The organism is Streptomyces sp. YIM S03343 (genome assembly GCF_054729195.1).
Genome location: NZ_JBPUKX010000001.1, coordinates 1,043,310 through 1,067,936 on the forward strand (window position 1 = coordinate 1,043,310; position 24,627 = coordinate 1,067,936).

Consider the following 24,627-nt stretch of genomic DNA (forward strand, 5'->3'; position numbering starts at 1 on the left):
TGCCCAGTGGGTCAGCGGCTCGGTGGCGGAGTCACCAGGGGTGGGTGACGGTCACCGGGTCCGACGAGGTGTAGAGCTCCCCCACGGCACGCAGTTCGAACCGCGTCTCCTGCTCGCCCTGCTCCGGCTGGATCCCGGCGGCGAACCAGGCACGCTGGCAGGTGCCGCCGAGGAAACGTCTGGTGCCGTCGGGAAGGACGCGGTGGATCTCGTAGTGCCGTACGGCGCCGGGCGCGGCGCTCCAGCCGAGGCGGAGGTCGCCCCCGGAGGCGGCGGTGACGGCAAAGGCGGTCGGAGAGCCGGGGGTACCGGGCTTGCCTGATCCGTCCTCGGGGGTGTCGTAGACGGCAATGCCGCCCAGCCGCCACTGCACGGGCCCGGTGGTGGTGGCGGTGAGGCGGACGCCGAGGGTGTGGATCGTGCCGGTCAGGCCGGTGAGCGGGACGGTCGCGGTCGTCCAGCCGTTGACCGAGTCGGTGTCCGCCACGGCCGGATAGGTGTACGGCGGCGCCTGCCCCGCGCCGCTCGGCTCATCCGTGGCGACGGCCAGCTCGACGTTCACCTCTCCAGCATCGGTCCGGTACGTCAGCTCGACAACCGTGTCCGCGGTCACCGGCAGCCGTACCGCATACACATCGAGCACCGCCGCCCGGTCGAGTGCGCCGCTCACCAGCACGCTGCTCCCACCGCGCCAGGCCGCCGCGAAGTCGAAGGTCACCGCGGGCCGCGTCCCGGCCGTCCGCACCGCCCACCGCCGTGACGGCAGCCGGTCCTGGAGCCCCAGGTGATTCCAGGGGGTGTCCGAGGCAACCGCCCCGTCCTCGTACCACGTCAGCCCGTGCCCGGTGTTGAAGACGCTCGCGAACGGCAGCGAGGTCACCGTCGACCGGTCCGCGACCGACACGGCGGGCGCCCGCCACGGATCGGTGCCGTCCGGCTGCCCGGGGTCCAGGGACCGGCCCGTCCAGAACCGGTCGTCGGAGGCGTGGAAGTCGCCCGGGGTGCGGGTGGCGGCGGGCAGATGGTTGCGGGTCCACTCGGGCCGGTAGAAGCCGAGGGAGGCGATGTGCGCCGAGCCGGTCGGCACGATCGCGTTCCAGTTGACGCTGCTGCCGGACCCGCCCGACTCGACGTCGACGCCCGCCCACAACTCGTACCGGCTGCGCCCCAGTCGGTCGGCCTTGGTGCCGGACGAGGCGAGGGTACTCGTGGACCAGCGGAAGTCGACGAACATGTCGTCGGCGGCCTGGAAGAACGCCTGGTTCTGGGTGTTCAGCGCGCCCTGCCAGCTGACCGCGCCGTTCACGGTCATCGCGTCGTACCAGGTGACCCGCTGTCCCCGGGCCGCGGCGAGGGACTTGAGCTCGGTGACGAAGCCGAGCACGGCGGCGCCGAGCGCGGCGTTCCCGCCGCCCGTCTCGGCGTTGACGAACCAGCCGTCGAAGCCGTACGCGGCGGCCACCGCGACCAGTTGGGCGGCGAGCGGGTAGTGCCCTGCGGAGTCCTTCTGCACCAGGTCGCGCGTCCACTGCAGCTGGCCGCCGTAGGCGGTGGGCGGCAGGAAGATGTTGCCGAGGACGGGAACGCCGTGGCGGTGGGCGGCGTCGACAATGGGGGCGTTGGGGGCGAGGATCAGGCCCTCACCGGCCGAGCCGCCCCAGAAGACGAGTTCGTCGAGGTAGGCCCAGTGGGTGAGGGCGTAGTAGTCGGCGGTGGCCGCGCCCTGGGAGGGGTTGGCGGACGTCGGGGCGAAGGAGACCAGCGACTGGACACGGGCCTGCCCGGCGCGGGCGGTGGTGTTGGCCGGGGTCGGGGTGAAGCGGGCGGCAAGCGGCACGGCGGCCGTGTTGAAGGCGAGGTCGGCGTCGCCGGCGGCGGTCCAGGTCTTCAGACTGCGCCAGGTGATGCCGGTGCCGGGAGTGCCGGAGGGGAAGGTGTCGGGATACCAGTACGAGACGTACGGGGGCGTGGCGGCGGCGTCGGCAGCGGGGGCCGCCCGCCTGGCCGATGCCGCGGACGCGGTGGGGAGTGGACCCAGGGTGGTCGTGGCGGCGGCTCCGGTGGCGGCGAGCAGGACCGTGCGTCTGGTGGGGTTCACGAGCTGCCTCCTGGTGGGTGTGGGAGTACCTGATCGGGAGTGACGACCTCGGTGATGCCGCGTGCGGCGAGATGGTCCTTGTCGTCCGCGCGGGTGTCGAGGACGGTGGTGGGGCGGGCGCGGTCGGCGGTGAGCCGGAAGAAGGCGTCGAAGACGGGCCCGCCTGGGGCGCAGCGGGAGCGGACGGCCGGGTCGGCCGGGACGATCAGCGCCGTGGTGCGCGGGGCGGGGGCGGGCGGGGGGCTGTCGGCGAAGGCGGAAAGGATCCTGGCGAGGTCCTTGGGCCGCCGGTCGTTGGTCAGCACGCCGAGCCCGTACTCCAGTGGGGGGAAGTCGGCGAGGTCGCGGGAGACGTCGTGGGAGCACCACCAGGTGATGCCCCACAGATCGGGGCAGTCCAGGGCGTGGGCGACGGTGGCCGCGGTGAAGGCGGCGGCGTGCTCGGCGGGGATCAGGGGCTCGGGGGCGCCGACCTCCTGGAGCCAGACGGGGCGGTGCGGGTCGTCGGCCCACGCCTTGCTCAGTTCGACGAGGTACGCGGCATGGTGCTCGGTGGGGACGGAGGCGCGGCCGTGGCGCTGGGCGGTGCCGTTGAAGACCCAGGAGTGCACGGCGGTGAGGGCGCCGTGCCGGGCGGCCTGGACCGGGGTGAACGGCATGTCGTCCTGGTACCAGGTGGCGTCGTACTCGGCGTGCAGATGCTGCCCACCGGGGGCGCCCTCCTCGCAGGCGGCGAGCATCCGGGTCAGCCAGGCGTCGACGGCGTCGGCGCTCGCACGGTCGGGGTCGGGGTGCGGGCCCGCGGAGAACTGGTTGACCTCGTTGCCGACGGTCATGCCGAGGAAGCCCGGCCGGCCGGCGAGGGCGGCGGCGAGAGTGCGAAGGTAGTCGGCCTGGGCCTCGACGACGTCCGGGTCGGTGAAGAGGTTGCGGCGGTGCCAGGTCCTGGTCCAGGCGGGCAGGAAGTCGAAGCTGCTCAAGTGGCCTTGCAGACCGTCCACGTTGACGTCGAGCCCGCGTTCGGCGGCGGCGTCGACGAGCAGCACCAGGTCGTCGACGGCGCGCGGGCGGATCAGGGTGCGGTTGGGCTGGAAGTAGGGCCACAGCGGGAAGACCCGGATGTGGTCGAGGCCGAGCGCCGCGATGGAGTCGAGGTCGGCGCGCACGGAGTCGGGGTCGAAGTCGAGCCAGTGGTGGAACCACCCTTCGCTGGGGGTGTAGTTGACGCCGAAGCGCACGGCTGAAGGCATGCGGGTTCCAGTTCCTTCGGACGGTGGTGCGTGGAACGCTCGAACGGCGGTGTACGGAGCCGAGGTCAGCCCTTGACGGCGCCCTCGCCGACACCGCGGAAGAAGTACCGCTGGAGACAGGCGAAAAGGGCGATCAGCGGCGCCACGGCGATGACGGTGCCCGCGGCGACGAGGCGTTCATCGTTGGCGAAGGTGCCGTGCAGATAGTTGAGGCCGATGGTGAGGGTGAACTTGGAGGGGTCGCTGAGCACGATGAGCGGCCAGAGGAAGTCGTCCCAGGCGCCCATGAAGGCGAAGATGGCGACGACTGCGAGGGTGCCCTTGACGGCGGGCAGCGCGATCCGCAGGAACCGCTGCCAGACGTTGGCGCCGTCGACGTAGGCGGCCTCCTCGATCTCGTACGGCAGTCCGAGGAAGGCGTTGCGCATCAGCAGCACGTTCATCGCGCCGATCGCCCCGGGCAGGACGACGCCCACGAGGGTGTTGTTCAGGCCGAGTTCACGCATGGTGGTGAACTGGGCGATGATGATGCCCTCGGCCGGGACGAGCATCGCGAGGATGAACACCAGGGTGGTGACGCGGCGTCCCCGGTAGCGCAGCCGGGCCAGCGCGTAGCCGGCGAGGGCCGAACCGACGCAGTTGGTCACGACGTTGGCGGTGGCGACCTTGAGCGAGTTGAGGGCGTAGTCCCAGACGGGGATGGTGTCGGCGACGCGCTGGTAGTTGTGCAGGGTGGGACGGCCCGGCAGGAACTTCGGCGGTGAGCTGAAGATGTCCTCGGTGGGGCCCTTGAGCGAGGTCGAGAGCTGCCAGACGAAGGGGCCCACGGTCAGGGCGAGCACGGCGAGCAGCAGCAGATAGCGCAGGGCCAGTTCCCAGAGGGGGATGCGGCGGCCGTGCTCGTCGGTGAGGCGGGGGCGGCGGGCGGCCGCGGAGGTCGCGGGAGTCGCGGTCGTCGCGGCGGGCCGTGCGGTGTTCACGGTGGTGCTCATGTTGTTCGCGGTGGTGCTCATGTCCCGTCCCTCCGGTCGGCGCGCAGTACCAGCAGCATCAGGGCGACGGTGACGACAAAGACCACGACGGAGATGGCGGAGGCGTAGCCGACGCGACCGGTGAGACCGGTGCCGGTGCGCTGGACGAGCATCACCAGGGTGGTGTCCTCGCCCGCGGGGCCGCCGTCGGGGCCCGCCATCAGATACACCTCGGAGAAGACCTTGAAGGCGGACACCGAGGACAGCGCGCCGACGAGGACCATGGTGGAGCGGACGGCGGGCACGGTGACGGTGAAGAAGCGGCGCACCGCGCCCGCGCCGTCCACGGCGGCGGCCTCGTGCAGTTCGCGCGGCACATTGGCGAGCGCCGCCAGATAGATGATCATGTAGTAGCCGAGGCCCCGCCACACCGTGACCGCCATGGCGCTCAGCAGAAGCAGCCACTGGTCGCTGAGGAAACCGACGCGTCCCACTCCGACGGCCTCCAGCAGGGCGTTCACCAGGCCGCGTTCGTCGAGCAGCCACACCCAGATCAGCCCGACGACCACGATCGAGGCGACGACCGGGGTGTAGAAGGCGGACCGGAAGAAGGTGATGCCGGGGATGTTCTTCTGCACCAGCATGGCGAGCAGCAGCGGCAGGACGACCAGGGCGGGGACGACGCCGAGGACGTAGAGCGTGCTGTTGCGCAGGCCGGTCCAGAACATCTCGTCGTGCAGCAGCTCACGGAAGTTGGCGAGGCCCACGAAGCTGCCCGGGACCAGGGTGCGGCGGTCGGTGAAGGCGTTGACCAGGGTGGAGACGAACGGGTAGAGGATGAACGCGCCGGTGACCAGCAGTCCGGGTGCGGCGAACAGCCAGGGGCTGAGCGGCAGTTGGCGCCGCACCCGGGCCGGGGGCCGGGACGCCCGGGTGCCTCCGGCCTGGGTGACGGTGGGTGTCGCGGTGGCCATCGGCGCTCAGCCCTGCTGCTGGAGCAGCCGGTCGCACGCCTTGACAGCGTTGTCGAGCGCCGCCTTGGGGCTCTCCTTGCCCTGCAGCGCCTTGGCGACCTCGTTGCGCAGCGCCGTCTTCATCTGCTCACTGAACAGCACCGGCGTGTAATTGACCGCGTTCTTCAGTGACCTGGCGGAGGCGATGCGCACCCGTGTCACATCGGTGCCGTCCCCCTTGGTGAAGTACGGGTCGTCGAGGGAGCCCGCGGTGCTGGGGAAGATGGCGACCTTCTTGGCGAACGACATCTGGTGCGCGGCGTCGGTGACCCAGTGCGCGAGGGCGACGGCGGCCGGGGTGTGCTTGGTACGGGAGTTGACCATCACGCCCATGACGTACATGTTGACGTGGCCGGTGCTGGTGATCTGGTCGGTGATGCCGATGTTCTTGTAGAGGTTCGGCGCCTGCTTCTTGAAGTTCTCCAGGTCCAGTGCACTGCCGGGGTTCATGGCGACGGCCTCGGTGAGGAACTTCTTGCCCGAGGACTCCGGTGTGGCGGTGAGCGCCTGCGGGTCGAGGGCCTTGGCGTCGTACAGCTCCTTGTACTTGGTGAGGAGTTGCACCCCCTTGGCGTCGTCGAAGGCGAAGCCGGTGCCCTTGCCGTTCATGAGCGGTACGCCGTAGCGGCCGAAGTCCTCGATGGTGGGCACGTTGGCGAGGGTGGCGACCTTGCCCTTGCTCTTCTTCGCCATCGCGAGGGCGTCGGTGAAGAGTTCGTCGTACGTCTTGGGCGGCTGGGCGGGGTCGAGCCCGGCCTGCTGGAACAGGGACTTGTTGTAGAACAGCGGCCCGGTGTTGAGGTACCAGGGGAAGGCGTACGTCCCGGTCGTGCCCGGTATCTGATGGCTGGCCCAGGCGCCCGCCAGGTACTCCTTCTTGTACTGCGCCGCGGACTTGTCGAGGTCGAGGGCGAGGCCGGCCTGGGCGAGCGGGGCGACGAGGTCCGGGGAGACGTTGACGACGTCCGGCAGGGTGCCGCCGGCGGCGTCTGCGCTGATCTTGTCGGCGTAGCCCTCGGCGGGCTGGTCGATCCACTTCACATGGGTGCCGGGGTACTTCTTCTCGAAGCCGGCGACGACGCCCTCGAAGTACGGCTTGAAGTTCGCCCGGAGGTTCCAGGTCTGGAAGGTGATGTCGCCCTCGATCTTGCCCGAGGCGTCGGTGGAACCGCCCGAGTCGCTCCCCGAGCCGCAGGCGCTCAGCGGCAGGACGAGGGCGACGGCGGCAGCGGCGGCGAAGGCTCTGCGGGAGATGCGCACGGTGGTGGACTCCTTGGCAGCGGTGGTGCGGTGGTGTGGTGGTGGGGTGGTCGGGGAGATGAGTCGACGGTGCCGCGGCGGTACGAACGGCGGTGTCGGCCGGTGACGCCGCGCCAGACTCTGCCCACCGGCTGCGGGCGCGTCAATGTATTCGACTCAGCTAAATTCTTTAGTTGCGCTTTCCTGCACATCGGCCGACATCAGCACAGGTCAGGGCAGGCCGAGATAGCCCGAAGGCTTGTCGGCCGCTTCCTTGCGGCTGATCGCTAATGCGCTTTAGAGTTATCGCACCTCAAGCGCTTTAGTGCAAGCGTCACGCGAAAAGGGGACAAGGTTGTCAGAAAAGCGTTCCCCGGCCCGCCGGCCGACCATGAAGGACATCGCACGGCGCGCCGGGGTCTCCGAGAGCGCGGTGTCGTTCGCGCTCAACGGCAGGCCCGGGGTCTCCGAGACGACCCGCGACCGGGTGCGCCGCGTCGCCGAGGAATTCGGCTGGCGGCCCAGCACCGCGGCCCGCGCGCTGTCCGGCGAGGGCGCGGCCACGGTCGGCTTCGTACTGGCCCGGCCCGCGGACAAGCTGGGTGTGGACTCGTTCTTCCTCCAACTGGTGTCCGGGATCCAGGAAGTACTGGCGGAGCGGCACCTCGGGCTGCTGTTCCAGATCGCGGCGGACATCGCCGACGAGTGCGCCGTCTACCGCCGCTGGTGGGCCGAGCACCGGGTGGACGGTGTGCTGGTGGTCGACCCGCGCACCGAGGATCCCCGCCCGGATCTGCTGGACGAACTCGGCCTGCCCGCCGTGGTGATAGGGGGCGCGCCGGACGAACGGCACCCGGGGCTGTCCTCGGTGTGGGCGGACGACGCGGAGGCGATGGCCTCGCTGGTGGACGAGCTGTACGCGCTGGGCCACCGCCGGATCGTCCATATCGCGGGGCTCGCGGATCTGGCCCACACCGAGCGCCGGGTGCGCGCCCTGCGTGCGGAGGCCGGGCGGCACGGGCTGGCCGAGGTGCGCTCGCTGTCCACGGACTACTCCGACGCGGAGGGCGCCGCCGTCACCCGCCGGGTGCTGGAGTCCACCGCTCCCCCGACGGCGATCGTCTACGACAACGACGTGATGGCCGTCGCCGGGGTGGCCGCCGCCGCCGAACTGGGCTTCTCCGTACCGGCGGACGTGTCGGTGGTGTCCTGGGAGGACTCGGCGCTGTGCCGGATGCTCAAGCCGTGGCTGTCGGCACTGTCCCGCGACAGCGTGGAGTTCGGCAGGACGGCGGCACGGGAGCTGACGGCACTCCTCGACGGGGGCCCGGCGCGGACGGTGCGGGTACCGGTGCCGCGGCTGATCGTACGGGACAGCACGGGGGTGGTCAGGGGGAGTTGAGGGGGGCGCGGCTCGAAGGCGGCCGCGTGGCTGCGCCCTGAAGGGGCGTGGGGCTGTGCCGGCATACGGCGCCGCCGCGGGGCGCGACCAGCCACGACGGTGCCGCGGACCACAGACGGCACATCGTGGCACCTCCAGCGGAGCGCGCTTAGGTCGCGACTCCACGCGCAACGGCCTCTCGACGCAGCGCGAGCACCAAGGCAGAGTTCTCCTCAAGCCATCACGCCTACTCACCGGTAACGGTGACATCCGCACCCTCCCGAGGAGCGCCCGTGACCAGCTGGACCGGCCGGACCGCCGCCGACATCGCCGCCGCCGTACGCGAGAAGCGGGTCGCTCCGCGCGAGGTGGTGGCCGAGCGGCTGGCCCTCATCGAGCGGTACGACGGCCGCATCGGCGCCTTCCGCACCGTACGCGCCGAGGCCGCACTGGCCGAGGCGGACGAGGTGGCCGCCCGCCCGGACCTCGACCGGCTGCCGCTGGCGGGCGTCCCCGTGGCAATCAAGGACAATCTCGCCGTGACCGGCGAGTCCAAGCGGATCGGCACCCTCGCGACCCCGGACACACCGTCCGACGGCGACCATGTCACCGTGGCCCGGCTGCGGGCCGCGGGCGCGGTGGTCGTCGGGCTGACGAACGTGCCCGAACTCTGTGTTTTCGGCAGCACGGAGGGCGTGCTCGGCAGCACCGTCAACCCCTGGGACCCGGCCCGCGCGGCCGGCGGCTCCTCGGGCGGCAGCGCGGCCGCGGTCGCCGCCGGCCTGGTGCCGATCGCCCTCGGCAACGACGGCATGGGCTCGCTGCGCATACCGGCGGCCAACTGCGGCCTCGTCACCATCAAGCCGGGCCACGGTGTCGTACCGGCCGGGATCAGCGACGGGGACTGGTTCGGCATGTCGGAGAACGGCCCGCTCGCCACCACCACGGAGGACGCCCGGCTGATGCTGTCGGTCCTGGCGGACTCGGAGTTCACCGGGCACGACGACCCGGACCCACGCAATGTCGCGGTGTCGCTGCGCAGCCCGCTCGCCGGGATACCGATATCCAAGCCGTATACGAGCGCGGTGCTGGCGGCGGCTCGGCTGCTCGCCCGGGCGGGGCACCGGGTGCGGCGCGCGGATCCGCCGTATCCGATGTCGCTGAGCACCACGTCCCTCATGCACTGGACGGCGGGCACGGCCGTGGACGCCGAGGGTCTGGACCCCGGCAGGCTCGCGCGCCGCACCCGGGTCCACGCGGCGGTGGGACGCCGGTTCGTGGGGACCGTACGGTCGGGTGACGGCCGTGAGCGGCTGCGCCGCCGTCTCGAACCGTTCTTCGCCGAGCACGATGTCCTGCTCACCCCGGCCCTGGCGCGCCGCTCCCCGAGGTCCGTGCCGTGGCACGAGCGGGGCTGGCTGCGCAATGTCGTCGCGAACACCGCCTACTCCCCTATGACCCCGCCGTGGAACCTCACCGGCTGGCCCGCGATGTCGGTCCCGTTCGGCACGCTGGCCTCCGGCGCCCCCTGCGCCGTCCAACTGGTCGGCCGCCCCGGCACGGAGGCCACGCTGCTGGATCTGGCGGGGCAGTTGGAGCGGCTGCACCCGTGGCGGCGGACGGCACCGCTCGACCGGCCCTGACCGGCCTCGGAACAGGCCCTGGAACAGGCCCTGGACCAGTTCCTGGAACAGGCCTTGGACGCGACGGAGCCGCGGCCGGTCGTCACCGGCCGCGGCTGCTCCTCTGCTGCCCCACCCCTGCCGGGGTCAGTCCACGCTGGGCAGGATGTGGTCCTCGGCGAGGTCGTCCTCGTACCCCGCGAGACGGATGGGGGCGGACCGGGCCCACACGTCGAGGCTGCGGAGCTCTCCCGGCCGGCGGCCCGCCCGCTCCGGACGTTCCTTGGGCCGTTGATCTCGATTCGTCTTCTCCGGTGTCACCGCGCACTCCTTATGTGTCGGATCACCCTCGGGGCGTACCGGCCACTGTCCGATCCGGCGCCGGAAGCCCGCTTGGGTGCTGCTGAAGTTCCAGTTCGGACGCGGTGGCGCCGTTCGGCTCGTGCGTGAAGCGAGCCGATGTGGACCGGCCTGCCCCGGGACGGACCATGGGTGTGGGTGGGACCCCGTCGTGCTGCCCGTCCACCTAAGGTTAACCAAATGAGCAGAGGTCCGCTCGATAGCGCTGCAAACAACCTGTAACTATCTCGCGTCAACTCACCTCATTGACGCACACCTTGACATGGTTCATTAACTTATGGATGGTTTATCCCTCACTCGTTCGGCCCATACGGTGCGTACGCGCGAGCGCGGACGGTGACGAGTCCGCCTGGCACAGTTCAAGCAGCGCAGTTCAAGTGGCGTTGGCTGAGCCGCAAGCTGTTCCTGATCTGCTGACCTTCCGCAAGGGTTGTCTCGCGGGAGGACCGACGGCATGGAACTGCGCAGCGTCGAGGAGTTGATGGACCTGCTGTACGCCAGCCGTACCGTCGGCGGCCCGGCCGACCCGCACGAGCACGCACTGCGCACCGCCGCGCTGCTGCGCCGGGCCCGGCCCGCCGACAAGGAGCTCCAGGTGGCGGGCCTGGTGGCGGGCGTCGCCCGGCTGCTGGGTCCCGAGGCGGTACGGCGGCTGCTGGGCGAGCGGATCGCCGGACTCGTACGGCGCCACCGGTACGAGGCCGACGGCGCCGCACCCGCCGCCGACGGTGATCTGCCGTGCCTGCGCCAGGCGGCCGAGGAGGCCCGGCTCATGGTGTTCGACGCGGGGGTGCTGGAGGACTGGCGCTCGGTGCTGGAGATGGTCGCGCAACGGCACTCGCCGCTGGGTGCCGTCGACTGACACCCGGCGCCGTTCACCGGAACGCCGAACGCGCGCCGTCCGCCAAACCCGGCGGCCCGCATCAGGCCGCCACCCCCGCCGAATAGAACTGCTCGCGCACCCGCCGCAGCCAAGCCTCGGCGGCCGATTCGTCGGGCTGGTCCGGCAGCACGGTGGCCACGGTGTCGAAGGCGTCCTCGTAGTGTCTGAGCAGGGGCAGCGCCGCCTCCGGGTCCGCGGCGACCCGCTCGCCGAACTCCCGGTACTCCTGCGGATCGTCGACCCGCAGGGTGAGCCGCCCGGTGGTGTAGAGCTCCAGTCCCTGGTGGCAGAGCCGCTTGAGGTGCCGGGCGTGCTTGGCGACCCGCGGGCCCTTCGCCTCCGGGTCCTTGTTCGTGAGACGGCGGAACTGCTGGGTGGCGTAGCCGAGGTACGCGGATCGCACCCGGCGGGCGGACAGCAGGGTCGAGCGGATGCCGATCAGCTCGTCGCCGAGCGGGGTCCGCACCTCGTACAACTCGTCGGGCAGCCAGACCAGTTCCATGACGGTCGGATTGCCGCCGAGGGCGAGCCTGCACCATTTGGCCGCCTCGTGCAGGGTGCGGTCGGGTGCCGTGGAGACATACGACTCCTTCGGCTGGTGCAGACCGTGCAGCCGCTCGGTGGGCACCGCGAACAGGCCGAGCCGGTCCACATCGGAGCCCGCGTGGGCGAGGCCGTAGGCCGTGGAGCCGACGATGCCGGACAGCAGGACATTGGGAACAGCGGTCACGGCGAAGGCCCCCCTCGGCACGGATCATCGGCCACCGGCGATCGACGATCAGGCGGCCGCTCCATTGTGCTGAGGCGCCGGGCCCCCGGTCACCGCATTTTTCCCCGTACGGCCGACTCCCCGGCCACGCCTAGGCCAACTCCCCTGCCGGGCTTACCACTTGCCCGGCGCGTAGTCCTTCAGGAAGACGCCGTACAGGTCCTCCCCCGCCTCGCCGCGCACGATCGGGTCGTAGACGCGGGCGGCGCCGTCGACCAGGTCGAGCGGGGCGTGGAAGCCGGCCTCGGCGAGACGGACCTTGTCCGGGTGCGGGCGTTCGTCGGTGATCCAGCCGGTGTCGACGGCGGTCATCAGGATGCGGTCCTTCTCGAACATCTCCTCGGCGCTGGTGCGCGTCAGCATGTTCAGGGCCGCCTTGGCCATGTTGGTGTGCGGATGACCGGCGCCCTTGTAGCCGCGGGCGAAGACACCCTCCATCGCGGAGACGTTGACGATGTACGTCCGCCGGGCGCCCGCGGCGGCCATCGCGGCGCGCAGCCGGCTGATGAGGATGAAGGGGGCCGTGGAGTTGCACAGCTGGACCTCCAGCAGCTCCACCGGGGTCACCTCGTCCACCGGCTGGATCCAGGTGTTGGTGTGGTGCAGATCCGGCACCAGACCACCGGCGTCGATGGCCGTACCGGCGGCGATGCGCTCCAGGGACGCCGAGCCGGACACCAGGGCGAGCTCGGTGACGTCCCGCGCGGTGAGCGCGCCACCCCCGGCGACCGGGAGCTCGGCGACCGCGCCGGAGCCGAAGGTGCCGATCACCTCGGCGGCGGGCAGCTCACCGACGGGCAGCGGGGCGGACTCGGCGGCGACCAGCTCGCTGTAGGCCTGCGGGGAACGCCGTACGGTCTGCGCCGCATTGTTGATCAGGATGTCGAGGGGGCCGGCGGCAGCCACCGAGTCGGCGAGGGCTACCACCTGGGCGGGGTCACGCAGGTCGATGCCGACGATCTTCAGCCGGTGTATCCAGTCGGCGCTGTCGGGCTGGGCCTTGAACCGGCGGATCGCGTCGCTCGGGAAGCGGGTGGTGATGGTGGTGTGCGCGCCGTCGCGCAGCAGCCGGAGCGCGATGTACATGCCGATCTTGGCGCGGCCGCCGGTGAGCAGCGCGCGCTTGCCGGTGAGGTCGGTGCGGGCGTCGCGGCGGGCCCGGTTCTCGGCGGCGCAGCCGGGGCAGAGCTGGTGGTAGAAGTAGTCGACCTCGGTGTACCGCTGCTTGCAGATGTAGCAGGAGCGGGGCCGCTGGAGGATGCCGGCGATCTGGCCCTCGGTGGTGACCGACGACGGCAGGATGCCCTCGGTCTCGTCGTCGATGCGCTGCGCGGAGCCGGTGGCGGTGGCCTCGGTGACCGACTTGTCGTGGGCGGTCTTGGCGGCGCGGCGCTCCTGGCGGCGGCGCTGCTTGACCGTGCGGTAGATGTGCGAGGTGGCCCGGCGCACCATGACCGCGTCCGGGTGGTCGACGTCGAGCTGGTCCAGCTCCTGGAGCACGGCGAGGCAGACGGCGAGGCGCTCCGGGTCGACGCCGGGCCCGTACGGCGCCTCACCGTCAAGTCCGCGCACCTCCTCGGCGCCGGGCTCGTACACCACGTCCCCCGTGGCCGGGCCGTCCTCTGTCACCGTCATCGCGCTGCCGTTCCCTGCTTCTCCCGTGCGGCGCTCCGACCGCGTCCGCTTTCGAACGGGGAAGTCTACGGAGCGCCGGGCCCCTCCTCCAAACCCGTCCCGGTCGGCGAACGCGACCGTCACGGGGCCCGCCCCGCTCAGGCCGAGCGGGCCACGCCCGTCCTGCCCCGCTCAGGCCGAGCAGGCCGCGCCCGGTCCTGCCCCGCTCGGTCCGAGCAACCCGTTCCTGCCCGCTCAGGCCGAGCGAACCGTTCCTGCCCGCTCAGGCCGAGCAGGCCGTGAGCAGGGCCGCCGTCTCCTCGGCCAGCGCGCGGGAGAGCCGGTCGAGGTCGGGGACTGCCTCGGCGTCGGCGACGAGGCCGTAGTGGACCTGTCCGCGGTACGTCGAGACCGCGACGGCGAGGGACTGGCCGGGGGCGAGCGGGGCGAACGGGTAGACGGCGGTGAGGGGGTTGCCGCCGAGCCTCAGTCCGAGGCTGGGCAGCGGGACGCTGGTGACGAGGATGTCGAACCAGAGCCGGGCCGCCTGGCCGACGAGCGGGCCGCCGAGACGGTGGCCGAGGGCGGGCACATGGTCGGCGAGCAGGGCGACGGCGCCCGCGCCGCGGTTCGGCCCGGCGTCCTTGTTGCGGTCCATGGCGGTGCGGACCGCGCCGAGGCGGGCGAGCGGGTCGGGGTCGCCGACGGGAAGCGTTATCAGATACCCGGAGAGCCGGTTGCCCTGGGGATGGGCGGTGCGCGGGCGGCGCCGGGAGACCGGGATGAGGGCGCGGGGTGCGGCGCCCTCGCTGCTGTCGCCCCGTTCGTCGAGCCAGCGGCGCAGGGCACCGGCGACGACGGCGATGAGGACATCGTTGACGGTGCCCCCGGCGCTCTTGCGGATCCGGTGCACGTCGTCGAGGTCGACGACGGCGCCCGCGGTGCGGCGGGTGCCGGACGGTTCGCAGGCCAGGGCGGCGCAGGGGCGGGCCTGGAGGGTGGAGCGGACGACGGAGGCGGAGATGTCGAGGGCGCGGCCCGCGCTGGAGAGGGCGCCGCGCACCGTGCCGGGCAGGCTGCGGACGTCGGGGAGCAGCCGGCGGGGCGGTTCGGCGGGACGCGGCCGGGCGGCGGGCAGGTCCATGGGGTCGAGGACGGCGGCGGCGAGGGTGAGGGCGCGCAGTCCGTCGGCGAGGGCGTGGTGGAACTTGAACAGCACGGCGAACGACATGCCGTCCGCGCCGGGCAGGACGTGTGCCTCCCAGGGTGGCCGCCGCCGGTCGAGCGGGCGCTGCATCAGGCGGCCCGCGGCGGCGTGGAAGTCGTCGGCCGGGGCGTGCAGCCGGACATGGTCGAGGGGGTCGAAGGCGGGGTCGGGTTCGCGGGCCGCTCCGCCGAACGCGGGCGGGAGGACGGGCGGGAGGGTGAGCGGCCGCCAGACGTCGCGGATGCGCATGCGCAGCCCGGGCACGGCGGCGGCGCGGGCGGCGAGCAGGTCGGCCGCGTGGGCTCCGGCGGTGGGCGAGTGCGCCGAGAAGACACCGAGCGCGCCCAGGTGCATGGGATGGCGGTCGGTCTCGATGTGCCAGAACGCCAGATCGAGTGGAGCGAGCAGGTCTGCGGTCAAGGGCTTGCCTCAGCTCGGCGACGGGTGGACAAGCAGTCAATCGCTGGATCGCGATTACGGTCAAGTACGATCAAGCTACGCTCAGTTAACAGCTGGTTAAGTCCCGCCCCTCCGAAAGGGGCGGGACTCATGGGGCGACTGAGGTCACTTCAGGGCGGGCGGGGCCGCCTTGGCCGAGGTACCCCACTCAGACGGCTGCGGGCCGACCGTGAACGACAGCGTGCGCAGGGAGCGCAGCACGCCGGTCGTCAGATAGGTCTTGCCGTAAGCCGTGCCGTTGGTGCGGGCGGTCTGGATGTAGCGGTCGGTGCCCGAGGTGCCGGGCGCGGTGACGGTGAATCCGTCGCGCGGGTAGTAATGCCGGTCCAGCTTGAGGTCGACGCGCTCGAAGACCGGTGTGGACAGGCCCCAGGTGTCGTAGCCGGGCTGCACCGGGAAGACGCCGATCGACGACAGCACCATCCAGGCGGACATGGTGCCGAGGTCGTCGTTGCCGGTCATGCCGGTCGGCCCGTCGGTGAAGAGGGTCAGCGCGGCGTGCACGACGTCGGTGGTCTTCCAGGGCTGGCCGGTGGACAGATAGGTGTACGGGGCGATGAGGTCGGGCTCGTTCTGCGGGTTGTACTTGTCCGCGTTGTAGTAGGCGTAGGGGCCGTTGACCCAGACCTCACGGGCCGTCTTCGCGGGGTCGGCGAGCAGCTTCTGGTAGGCGAAGAAGGAGTCGAGCCGGTCGTTGGCCGCCTGCCTGCCGCCGGTCAGGTCGACCATGCCGGGCAGGTCCTGCGGGACCAGCCACTGGTACTGCCAGGAGGTGCCCTCGTGGAAGCCGACGCTCTGCGCGGGGTCGGCCGGTCCGGTGAAGGCGCCGGAGGCGTCGCGGGCACGGAAGAAGCCGGTCGACGGGTCGTAGAGGGTGCGGTAGTTCTGGGCGCGGGCGGCATAGCGTGCCGCGTCCGCGTCATGGCCGAGGTCGCGGGACATCTGGGCGAGCACGGCGTCCGACAGGGCGTACTCGAGGGTGGCCGAGGCGCCGTGGTCGTAGTCCGAGTCGCCGTGCTTGGTGTGCGGGCGGCCGGCGATGTAGGGCGCGTAGCCCTTCGCGATGTACTCCTGGACGGCCTCACGGCCGACGGCCGGGGAGTCGGCGGGCGGGACGCTGTCGGCGTTCTTCTTCAGCGCGCGGTAGGCCCGCTCCTCCCAGCCCTTGAGCAGGCCCTGCTGGTAGGCGTTGGTGAGGAACGGGGTGACCGGGTCGCCGGTCATGATGTTGGTCTCGACCGTGCCGTAACCCCACTTGGGCAGCCAGCCGCTCTCCTCGTCGATCCTGATCACGGAGATCGCCATGTCGCGGGCCTCCCGCGGGGCGAGCAGGGAGAGCAGCTGCGACTGGGTGCGGTAGGTGTCCCACAGCGACCAGTTCTGGTAGTACGTGAACCCCTTCGCGGTGTGGATCCGCTGGTCCCAGCCGGTGTAGCGGCCGTCGGCGTCGCTGCCGATGTTGGGCGCGAGGAAGGACCGGTACAGGGAGGAGTAGAAGGTGCGGCGCAGGGTGTCGCTGCCGCCCTGCACCTGTACGTCCTCCAGTCGCCGCTCCCAGTCCCGCCGGGCCGCGCCGCGCACCGCGTCGAAGGAGCGCCCGCCCTCGGCCCTGAGGTTGGCGGCGGCACCCTGTGCGTCGACGTAGGACAGGGCGGTGGTCGCCTCGACGGTACGGTCCTTGGTGGTGTCGAAGCGGACATAGGCGCCGTCGTGTCCGGTGGCCGAGCCCGCGGTGACGGTGCTTCCGTCCCAGGTGCCGTAGGCGGTGAAGGGGCGGTCGAAGCGGGTGACGGTGTAGACGGTGTAGGGCTCGGTGCTCTGGCAGAAGCCGCGGCCGGTGATGGCGGTGCGCACGGTGCGGTTGTCGAGGATCTCGACCTGCGTGGAGACCTTGCGGTGCAGCGACTGGCCCGCGTTGAGCAGCACGTTGGCCTTGTCGGTGGCGGGGAAGGTGTAGCGCTGGACGCCGGTGCGGGCTGTCGCGGTCAGCTCTGCCTTGACGCCCGAGTCGAGGCCGACGCGGTAGTAGCCGGGGCTCGCGGACTCGTCGTCATGGCTGAACGCGGCGGCGTACTTGGCGTAGTCGGTCCGGGTGACGTCTCCGGTGGTCGGCAGCACGGGCAGGTCACCGCCGAGGCCGCAGCCGACGCCGGAGAGATGCACGAGGGAGAAGCCTCGGATCCGGCTCTGGGAGTAGTCGTAGCCGGTGTTGTGGCCGGTGTCCGGGGAGAACTGCACCATGCCGAACGGCACGGCGGCGCCGGGATACGTGTTCCCTTCGTTCTGGGTGCCGATGAACGGGTTGACCAGATCGGTGAGCGGACCCTGCTTCTCCGCCGCCAGCGCGGAGGGCCCGGCGAGCGCGGTGCCCAGCAGGGCGGCGGCGGTCACCGCTCTCGTCACACGGCGCAGCCAGGCGGTGCGGGCGGACACCGGGCTCGCGGAGGTACTCGGAGAGGTACTCGGGGGTGTGCTCTCGGACGTGCTCAGTAACGTGCTCTGGGGCGCACTCATTCGCGGTATTGCCTCCTCAGAAACTGGGACAACGTTGTCACAGCGGCGCTCATTCTTCGGGGCGGGCGTGTACTCGGCAAGGACGTGGCGGGGTACGGCGGTTGGCGCCGGGTAGGGTTCGCCCGCTCAGAGCAGTCGTCGGAGGCGGACGCCGGTAACAACGTTGTCATGGACAGCAGTTGGCATGACAGCACGCGGCCGCGGTCCGCGTCGAGGGCATGACAAGGAGGGGGCGGGGTCCAGGGGAGGGTTTTGGCCAGCCGGGGAGGGTGGGCCCTGTGTGGTCCCGAGGCGGATTTCGCCCCCGCCGCCCCTTCCCGTTCCCGTCCCCGGGGGCTCCGCCCCCGGACCCCCGCTCCTCAAGCGCCGGAGGGGCTGAAAGGAGGGGCCTGAACAGCCGGAGGGGTCGGAACGGCCGTGAACGGGCCGGAGTGGCTGGAAAGAGCCGGGGCTCAGTCCTCGATCCAGCCCTGCTTCTTCGCGAACTCCAGGAACTCGTGCCGGATCTGCATGATCTGCTGCCCGGTCAGGCTGGGCACCCCGTGCAGCAGCAGCTCGGTCACGTCGTGCGTGAACTCATCGCTCGGCAGCACATCGCACAGCGCGTCGTCGCCGGGCACCGCCGACGGCGACGTCGAACGGGGGGCGCCCTTGGCGAGCCGGATCGACGAGGCCTTGGGGCCGCGCTCGCCCTCCTCGATCTCGAACTCGACCGAGAGCCCCGTACGCACCATGGACTCGGGGATGAGCAGATCGTTGACGTGGAGGAACACATCCTCCTGACCATGATCCGGGGTGATGAACCCGTATCCCCGCGTACTGTCGAACCTCACCACACGACCGGTGACCACTACGAACCCCCAACCACTCCGGGCGACCGCCCGAAAGCACCGCGCCAGCATCCGCCGCCGATCGTACCAGCCGAAAGTGCGGCGAACGGCGCAGGTCACAGCGGTCTCGTCGGCCGTCAGGGCACTCGCTGCCCCTTGCCCAGGACGATCACCCCGCCCCGGGACACCGAGTAGAGCTCGGCGTCCCGTTCCGGGTTGACGCCGATCGTCGCGCCCGGCGGCACCTCGACGTTCTTGTCCAGGACCGCGCCGCGCACGATCGCGCCGCGCCCGATGTGCACGTTGTCGTGCAGCACCGCCCCCTGCACCACCGCGCCGGGGTCGACGACCACACCGGGCGAGAGCACGGAACGGGAGACCTGGCCGCGGATCAGACAGCCCGCGCTGATGATCGACTCGCTGGCGATGCCTCCGGCGTTGAAGCGGGTGGGCGAGAGCTGGTTGGAGTGGGTGTAGATGGGCCAGTCGCGGTTGTAGAGGTTGAAGGCGGGGCGCTCGGCGATGAGGTCCGCATGGGCCTCGTAGTAGGCGTCGATGGTGCCGACGTCACGCCAGTAGCCCTGGTCGCGGGTGGTCTCGCCGGGCACGTGGTTCTCGCTGAAGTCGTAGAGCTGGGCCTCGCCGCGGTCGGTGAGCTGGGGCAGGATCGAGCCGCCCATGTCGTGCACGGAGTTCTCGTCCTCCGCGTCCCGCTGCAGCGCCTCGATCATGGCCTTGGTGGTGAAGATGTAGTTGCCCATGGACGCGAACACGGACTCCGGGTCGTCCGCCAGCCCGGGCGGGTCGGCGGGCTTCTCCAGGAAGCCCGCCACGGTCACGCCGTCCGAGCCCGGCGTGATCACACCGAACGACGGCGACTCCGAGCGCGGCACCCGGATCCCGGCGACCGTGACCCCCGCGCCGCCCTCGATGTGCTGGCGGAGCATCTGGCGCGGGTCCATGCGGTAGACGTGGTCGGCGCCGAAGACGGCGACGTACTCGGGCTGTTCGTCGTGGACCAGGTTGAGGGACTGGAGAATCGCGTCCGCGCTGCCCAGGTACCAGCGCGGACCGAGCCGCTGCTGGGCCGGGACCGGGGTGATGTAGTTGCCGAGCAGGCTGGACATCCGCCAGGTCGTGGTGATGTGGCGGTCCAGCGAGTGCGACTTGTACTGCGTCAGCACACAGATGCGCAGGATGTCCGCGTTGACGAGGTTGGAGAGGACGAAGTCGACGAGGCGGTAGGTGCCGCCGAAGGTGACCGCGGGCTTCGCGCGGTCAGCGGTGAGCGGCATCAGGCGTTTGCCCTCACCGCCCGCCAGTACGATGCCGAGCACCGAAGGACCACCACGACGCATGGCCGCTCCCCTCACCCTGGTGTGTGACCGATGGATGCCCCTGAGCAAGGGGTTCTAACCTGCCCGGGATCACCCCGGCCACGCCGGTCGTCCGGGTTCGTTCCGGTTGAGATGTTCGTCCGGGTTGTTCCGGTTGTGACGGTATGCCGCCCACACCGCTGCGCACCCGCTCCTCCGCATGCCGGACCCGACGCTTCCTCCCGGCCGCTCCCGGCTAGGCCCCTCCGCCGTGTGCCTTGAGGACCTCCTCGTAGAGCCGTACCGTCCGCCGCGCGATCGCGTCCCAGCCGAACTCGCCGACGGCCCGCTCCCGCCCGGCGTCACCCATCCGGCGGGCGGCCACGGGATCGGCGAGCACAGTGTCGAGGGCGTGCGCGAGGCTCGTCTCGAAATCGTCGTCCACGTCGACCAGCAGCCCGGTCGTGCCGTGGTCCACCACCTCGGGGATCCCGCCGACCCGGGAGGCGACGACGGGTGTGCCGCAGGCCATCGCCTCCAGATTGACGATGCCGAGGGGCTCGTAGACCGACGGGCAGACGAACGCGGCGGCATGCGTGAGCAACTGGATGACATCGGGGCGCGGCAGCATCTGCGGGATCCAGTGCACGCCCTCGCGGACCTGGCGCAGTTCCTCGTACAGCTCGCGGAACTCGCGGTCGATCTCCGGTGTGTCGGGGGCACCGGCGCACAGCACGACCTGTGCCGCCGGGTCGATGTCCCGCACCGCTCGCAGCAGATGGGGCACGCCCTTCTGCCGGGTGATACGGCCGACGAACAGGATGTACGGGCGGCCGGTGTCCAGGCCGGTGCGGGTGAGGACGTCGGTGCCGTGGTCCGGCCGGTACAGGGTGGTGTCGATGCCATTGTGCACCACATGCACCTTGGCCGGGTCGAGGGCCGGGTAGCAGCCGAGGATGTCGTCGCGCATGGCGCCGGAGACGGCGACGACGGCGTCGGCGGCCTCGATCGCGGTGCGCTCGGCCCAGCTGGAAAGGGCGTAGCCGCCGCCCAGTTGCTCGGCCTTCCAGGGGCGCAGCGGCTCCAGCGAGTGGGCGGTCATCACATGCGGGACGCCGTACAGCAGCTTGGCGAAGTGGCCGGCGAGATTGGCGTACCAGGTGTGCGAGTGCACCAGTTCGCAGCCTTCGGCCGCGGCGGCCATGGAGAGGTCCACGGAGAAGGTGCGCAGGGCGTCGTTCGCACCGTCGAGGTCGGGCCAGGAGCGGTGCCGTACGACGCCATCGGCGGAGCCCTCGCCCCAGCAGTGCACGTCGACATCGATCAGGGGCCGCAGTTCCCGGGCCAGGAACTCCACATGGACGCCCGCGCCGCCGTACACGTCCGGCGGGTACTCCCGGGTCAGCAGGCCGACTCGCACCCGGAACCCCCTGTCGTCCTCGGCTCTTGGGCCGTCCGCAGTGATCTCTCACATCCTCACCCAGGAGTGGCGTGCGGGGAAGAGGAGGGCGGCCGGGTGAGGCAGCAGTCGCCGCAGAGGCCGCCGCCGGGGACGCGGTAGTACAGGCAGCAGCTGCGGCGCCGGAAGGCGGCGGTGGCGGGGGTGAAGGTGCCGGTGGGGGCGAGCAGGGGGTGCGTGAAGAGGCCGGTGGTAAGGGTGCGGGCGCGTTCGGCGACGTCTTTGGCGACGTCGCCACGGCGCGCATCCGCCCGGCGCAGCAGCTCGCGGGCGGTACCGGCCAGGGCCGAGGCGGTGTTGCCGCGCAGCAGCCCGAGGGGCAGGCGGTGGTGGGTGTGGAGCAGGGCGGTGAGCGGTTCGAGGTGGGCGTGGAGTACGGCGGCGGCGAGGACGGCGGCGTCGGCGGGCGGGTCGCCGGGGAGGGGGCGGACCTCGGTGAGGCGCAGGTCGTCGGGTGCGCTGCCGGTCGGGTCCCAGGTCAGCAGGCGGGGGTCGAGGTCGGGGAGGCGGCCGTAGAGGCAGGCGCAGCCGAGGGCGACCGACCAGAGGCGGGCGGCGAGGCCCTGGTGGACGATGGAAGCGGCGACGCGCGGTTCGGGGGTACGGAGGCGGTCGGCGACAAGACCTGTCCGAATATTCATCATATTCATCGCACGTGAATAAACATCCGACTTTTGCCCCTTCTCCCCCTTTGTGCGTTTCTCGCGGCCTCCTTCATAGACCTCGTGGAGGGTGGGCAGCGGGGTGCGTGGGACTCCGGTCGTGGGTAGGACGAAGTATCCGCCGATGGGGCGGAGCGCCATGAGTTCGGGGTCGAGATCCACGATGTGCAGTAGTACCAAGGCCCGTAGGGGTCGAGGAGCCGGGGTGTCATACCTGAGTCACCCGTCTGAGGGAGGATTCCGCGCGACGCATACTCCAACGGGAGTACAGGACATTGCGTGCTCAGGTACGAAGACGGGAACAGTTCGACGGGGCATCGTTGTTGCCATGGATGAACGTCCGCGACCGTCGCGCCGGGCCAGGTGCCCCCGCCTCACGCAGAGGATCTGCTCATGAGCGCCCTCGCGTTGTCCGTGATGCTGTCGTTCGTCTCGGCCGTGGCCTACGCGGGCGGGGCGATCGTGCAGGAGCGCGTGGCGGTGACCAGCCCCGGGCAGACCTACGCCCCGCTGCACAGGGCGGCCTGGTGGGGGGCGCTCGCACTGAACGGCCTCGGCGGGCTGCTGCATGTGGTGGCACTGGCCTACGGCCCTCTGAGCCTGGTGCAGCCGCTCGGCGCGCTGACCATCGTGTTCGCACTGCCGATGGCGGCCCTGTTCTTCGGGCGCAAGGCGGGCGCGACGGCCTGGCGGGGCGCGATCATGGCGACGGTGGGCCTCGCCGGTCTGCTGTCCCTCGTCGGCACGTCGGACGTGCACTCCCTGAGCGCGGCGCAGCGTGTCGCGGTGGCCGTGGTGTCCGGGGGCGCGGTGGCGGCGCTGATGGTTGCGGGTCGTGCGGCCCACCGGCATCCCGCGGTGCGCAGCGTGCTGCTGGCGACCGGTTCCGGCATAGCCTTCGGCATGTCGTCGGTGTTCACCAAGACGGTCGCGGTCGACTGGGACGAGGGGATCGCGGCGAGCGATCTGCCCTCGCTGGGCCTGATAGCGGTCTTCGCGTCGGCCGGTGTCCTGCTGTCGCAGGCGTCGTACCGCGGCGGCGGCCTCGCGGCCCCGCTCGCCACACTGACGGTCGTCAACCCGGTGGTGGCGGCAGCGGTCGGCCTCACCATGTTCGGTGAGATATTCCGCTACGGCAGCGCGGGCACCGCGCTCGCGCTGAGCTGCGGTGTGGTGGCGGCCGGAGGCCTGATCCTGCTGACGACGGAGCGGATCGGACGGACGCCGCACGAGGCGCCGGAGGCGGTGACGGCTACGGCTACAGCGGCGATGGCGGAGATATCGGAGCGTCCCGCGCTTCCGGTACCGGCCGCACCGGTGGAGCGGGACGCGGACGGCCACAAAGACCACGAAGACCGCGATCCGACTGATCCGAGCGATCTGAGCGGTAGAGGCGGTAGGAGCGGTCCGAGCGACAGGGCGGATGCTCCGGTGCTCGTCCCCGACGCGATCCGGGACGGTCGGTCGAACGAGCGGCCGAGCGCACCGGCCCCGGATGACGAACCGGTGCGCTTCTACTACGGCCCGTTCTACGGCGGCGCCTTCATCCCGATGCCCGTGCCGGTGGCACGACTGAACCGGCACGACCGCCGAGACGGGCACCGTGCCCGCGTCAGATCCTGACCGGCACGGCCCCTGCCCTCCGTTCGCCCTGCGTCGCGGGTCAGAGCTTGACGCCACCCGCGCGGAGATAGGCGAGCGGGTCGACGTCCGAACCGAACCCGGGCCCCGTCCGCACCTCGAAGTGCAGATGCGGGCCCGTGACGTTGCCGGTGGCCCCGGAACGACCGATGCGCTGTCCGGCGGCCACGGTCTGGCCGGTCTTCACGGAGATGGCGGACAGATGGGCGTACTGGGTGTAGCGGCCGTCGGCGTGCCGGATCACCACCTGGTAGCCGTAGGAACCGCCCCACCCGGAGGTCACGACGTGCCCGGCCCCGGCCGCCTTGACGGAGGTGCCGGTGGGGACGAGGAAGTCGACGCCGGTGTGGTAGCCCTTCGACCAGTGCGAGCCGGAGGCGTGGTAGGCGGTGCCGATGGGTGCGCTGACCGGCGCGACGAGGGCGTGGCTGTGCGTGGTGGCCGGCTTCTCGGCGGCCGTCTTCTTCTTCGTGGCGCTGCCGGACCGGTGCGCGGTGTGGGTGTCGGCGGTGGCCGCCTTGCCGTGCAGGGCGAGACGCTGACCGGGGATTATCAGGTCGGGGTCGGAGCCGACGGTGGCGCGGTTGGCGGAGTAGAGCCGCTGCCAGCCACCGGTGACGTGCTCCTCCTCGGCGATCTGGGAGAGGGTGTCGCCGTGCACGACGGTGTACATCTCGGCCTTGCCGGCGCGGGACTGGGGTGTGTGCTGCGGCTGGACGTCCTTGACGGAGGTCTTGGCGGCGCCATTGGATTCGGCGGCGCCACTGGCCTTGGCCTGGCTCTTTGCCTGGCTCTTTGCCTGGCTGTGGGCCTGGCCGTGGGCCTTGCTCTTTGCCTGGGTGACGGGGCGGGTGCGGGTGCTGTCCGGGTGGACGTCGGGGGTGCCGCCGCCCCGGGTGAGCCCGGCCTGCACCGAGCACACCGGCCAGGCCCCGGGTCCCTGTCCGTCGAGGACCTTCTCGGCTACGGCGATCTGCTGGTCCTTGCTCGCGAGGTCCGCGCGCCCGGCGTACTTGGTGCCGCCGTAGGCCGCCCAGGTGGACTGGGTGAACTGGAGGCCGCCGTAGAAGCCGTTGCCCGTGTTGATGTGCCAGTTGCCGCTCGACTCGCATGCGGCGACCTTGTTCCAGGTGCCCACCTCGGCCCCGTGGGCGGTTCCCGCGGCGACGAGCGGCAGGGCGATCCCGGCACCGCCCGCCGTCACGGTGAGCGAGGCGCGGTTGATCCTGTTCGGCTGATACCGGCGGTGCCGGCCGCGTACGGCCATGGAGGGCCCCCATCGACGTGCGTCAGGAAGGCCAAAACTAAGTGCCCCGAACCGGCCATGACAAGACAGCAA

19 protein-coding genes are annotated in these 24,627 nt (G+C 71.3%); 4 read left to right on the forward strand and 15 right to left on the reverse strand.

The window, feature by feature from the left end:
- Nucleotides 1-31: 31 nt before the first annotated feature.
- The 5 genes from ACSYGN_RS04625 to ACSYGN_RS04645 form a co-directional block, all read right to left on the reverse strand.
- The gene (locus tag ACSYGN_RS04625; protein WP_460392083.1) at nt 32-2,098 is read right to left on the reverse strand and encodes an endo-beta-N-acetylglucosaminidase; all 2,067 of its coding nucleotides are present in this window, start codon (nt 2,096-2,098) and stop codon (nt 32-34) included.
- Nucleotides 2,095-3,348, reverse strand: a complete 1,254-nt coding sequence (locus tag ACSYGN_RS04630) for a glycoside hydrolase 5 family protein (protein ID WP_460392085.1) — start codon at nt 3,346-3,348, stop codon at nt 2,095-2,097. The genes ACSYGN_RS04625 and ACSYGN_RS04630 overlap by 4 nt, the downstream gene beginning before the upstream one ends.
- Nucleotides 3,349-3,413: 65 nt before the next feature.
- Entirely contained in the window at nt 3,414-4,340 is a 927-nt protein-coding gene (locus ACSYGN_RS04635; protein WP_460403229.1) for a carbohydrate ABC transporter permease, read from the reverse strand.
- A gap of 17 nt (nt 4,341-4,357) precedes the next feature.
- Nucleotides 4,358-5,293, reverse strand: coding sequence for a carbohydrate ABC transporter permease (locus ACSYGN_RS04640; RefSeq protein ID WP_460392087.1), 936 nt, complete (start codon nt 5,291-5,293; stop codon nt 4,358-4,360).
- Nucleotides 5,294-5,299: 6 nt separating this feature from the next.
- Nucleotides 5,300-6,592, reverse strand: a complete 1,293-nt coding sequence (locus ACSYGN_RS04645; protein ID WP_460392089.1) for an extracellular solute-binding protein — start codon at nt 6,590-6,592, stop codon at nt 5,300-5,302.
- Between the two features lie 370 nt (nt 6,593-6,962).
- Between ACSYGN_RS04645 and ACSYGN_RS04650 the strand changes: the two genes are divergently transcribed.
- Both ACSYGN_RS04650 and ACSYGN_RS04655 read left to right on the forward strand, forming a co-directional pair.
- Complete coding sequence (locus ACSYGN_RS04650; RefSeq protein WP_460403231.1) at nt 6,963-7,973, forward strand: LacI family DNA-binding transcriptional regulator; 1,011 nt, start codon at nt 6,963-6,965, stop codon at nt 7,971-7,973.
- A 272-nt stretch (nt 7,974-8,245) separates the two neighbouring features.
- Nucleotides 8,246-9,595, forward strand: a complete 1,350-nt coding sequence (locus ACSYGN_RS04655) for an amidase (protein ID WP_460392091.1) — start codon at nt 8,246-8,248, stop codon at nt 9,593-9,595.
- Between the two features lie 126 nt (nt 9,596-9,721).
- Here the strand turns inward: ACSYGN_RS04655 and ACSYGN_RS04660 are convergent, their stop codons facing one another.
- Nucleotides 9,722-9,895, reverse strand: coding sequence for a hypothetical protein (locus tag ACSYGN_RS04660; RefSeq protein ID WP_460392093.1), 174 nt, complete (start codon nt 9,893-9,895; stop codon nt 9,722-9,724).
- Nucleotides 9,896-10,388: 493 nt separating this feature from the next.
- On the opposite strand from ACSYGN_RS04660, the gene ACSYGN_RS04665 reads away from it, so the two are divergent.
- The gene (locus ACSYGN_RS04665; RefSeq protein ID WP_460392095.1) at nt 10,389-10,796 is read left to right on the forward strand and encodes a hypothetical protein; all 408 of its coding nucleotides are present in this window, start codon (nt 10,389-10,391) and stop codon (nt 10,794-10,796) included.
- Between the two features lie 61 nt (nt 10,797-10,857).
- Here ACSYGN_RS04665 and ACSYGN_RS04670 read toward each other — a convergent pair whose 3' ends face one another.
- The 8 genes from ACSYGN_RS04670 to ACSYGN_RS04705 form a co-directional block, all read right to left on the reverse strand.
- On the reverse strand, nt 10,858-11,547 hold the full coding sequence (locus tag ACSYGN_RS04670) for a nucleotidyltransferase domain-containing protein (RefSeq protein ID WP_460392097.1): 690 nt from the start codon (nt 11,545-11,547) through the stop codon (nt 10,858-10,860).
- A gap of 153 nt (nt 11,548-11,700) precedes the next feature.
- Nucleotides 11,701-13,221 carry an SDR family NAD(P)-dependent oxidoreductase gene (locus ACSYGN_RS04675; protein WP_460392099.1) on the reverse strand — a complete coding sequence of 507 codons (1,521 nt, stop codon included), beginning with the start codon at nt 13,219-13,221 and terminating at the stop codon, nt 11,701-11,703.
- Between the two features lie 262 nt (nt 13,222-13,483).
- The gene (locus ACSYGN_RS04680) at nt 13,484-14,827 is read right to left on the reverse strand and encodes a wax ester/triacylglycerol synthase family O-acyltransferase (RefSeq protein ID WP_460392101.1); all 1,344 of its coding nucleotides are present in this window, start codon (nt 14,825-14,827) and stop codon (nt 13,484-13,486) included.
- A 144-nt stretch (nt 14,828-14,971) separates the two neighbouring features.
- Nucleotides 14,972-17,299 carry a GH92 family glycosyl hydrolase gene (locus ACSYGN_RS04685; RefSeq protein WP_460392103.1) on the reverse strand — a complete coding sequence of 776 codons (2,328 nt, stop codon included), beginning with the start codon at nt 17,297-17,299 and terminating at the stop codon, nt 14,972-14,974.
- A gap of 533 nt (nt 17,300-17,832) precedes the next feature.
- Nucleotides 17,833-18,231, reverse strand: a complete 399-nt coding sequence (locus ACSYGN_RS04690; RefSeq protein WP_460392105.1) for a cold-shock protein — start codon at nt 18,229-18,231, stop codon at nt 17,833-17,835.
- Between the two features lie 116 nt (nt 18,232-18,347).
- Nucleotides 18,348-19,568 (reverse strand): glucose-1-phosphate adenylyltransferase, encoded by a 1,221-nt coding sequence (glgC, locus tag ACSYGN_RS04695; RefSeq protein ID WP_460392107.1) that lies wholly within the window; start codon nt 19,566-19,568, stop codon nt 18,348-18,350.
- 214 nt (nt 19,569-19,782) lie between these two features.
- Nucleotides 19,783-20,946, reverse strand: a complete 1,164-nt coding sequence (gene glgA / locus ACSYGN_RS04700; protein ID WP_460392109.1) for a glycogen synthase — start codon at nt 20,944-20,946, stop codon at nt 19,783-19,785.
- A 56-nt stretch (nt 20,947-21,002) separates the two neighbouring features.
- Nucleotides 21,003-21,809, reverse strand: coding sequence for a (2Fe-2S)-binding protein (locus ACSYGN_RS04705; RefSeq protein WP_460392111.1), 807 nt, complete (start codon nt 21,807-21,809; stop codon nt 21,003-21,005).
- Nucleotides 21,810-22,040: 231 nt separating this feature from the next.
- Here ACSYGN_RS04705 and ACSYGN_RS04710 point away from each other — a divergent pair, with 231 nt between their 5' ends.
- Nucleotides 22,041-23,270, forward strand: a complete 1,230-nt coding sequence (locus ACSYGN_RS04710; protein ID WP_460392113.1) for a DMT family transporter — start codon at nt 22,041-22,043, stop codon at nt 23,268-23,270.
- 40 nt (nt 23,271-23,310) lie between these two features.
- Here the strand turns inward: ACSYGN_RS04710 and ACSYGN_RS04715 are convergent, their stop codons facing one another.
- The gene (locus ACSYGN_RS04715) at nt 23,311-24,555 is read right to left on the reverse strand and encodes a transglycosylase family protein (RefSeq protein ID WP_460392115.1); all 1,245 of its coding nucleotides are present in this window, start codon (nt 24,553-24,555) and stop codon (nt 23,311-23,313) included.
- Nucleotides 24,556-24,627 lie beyond the last annotated feature (72 nt).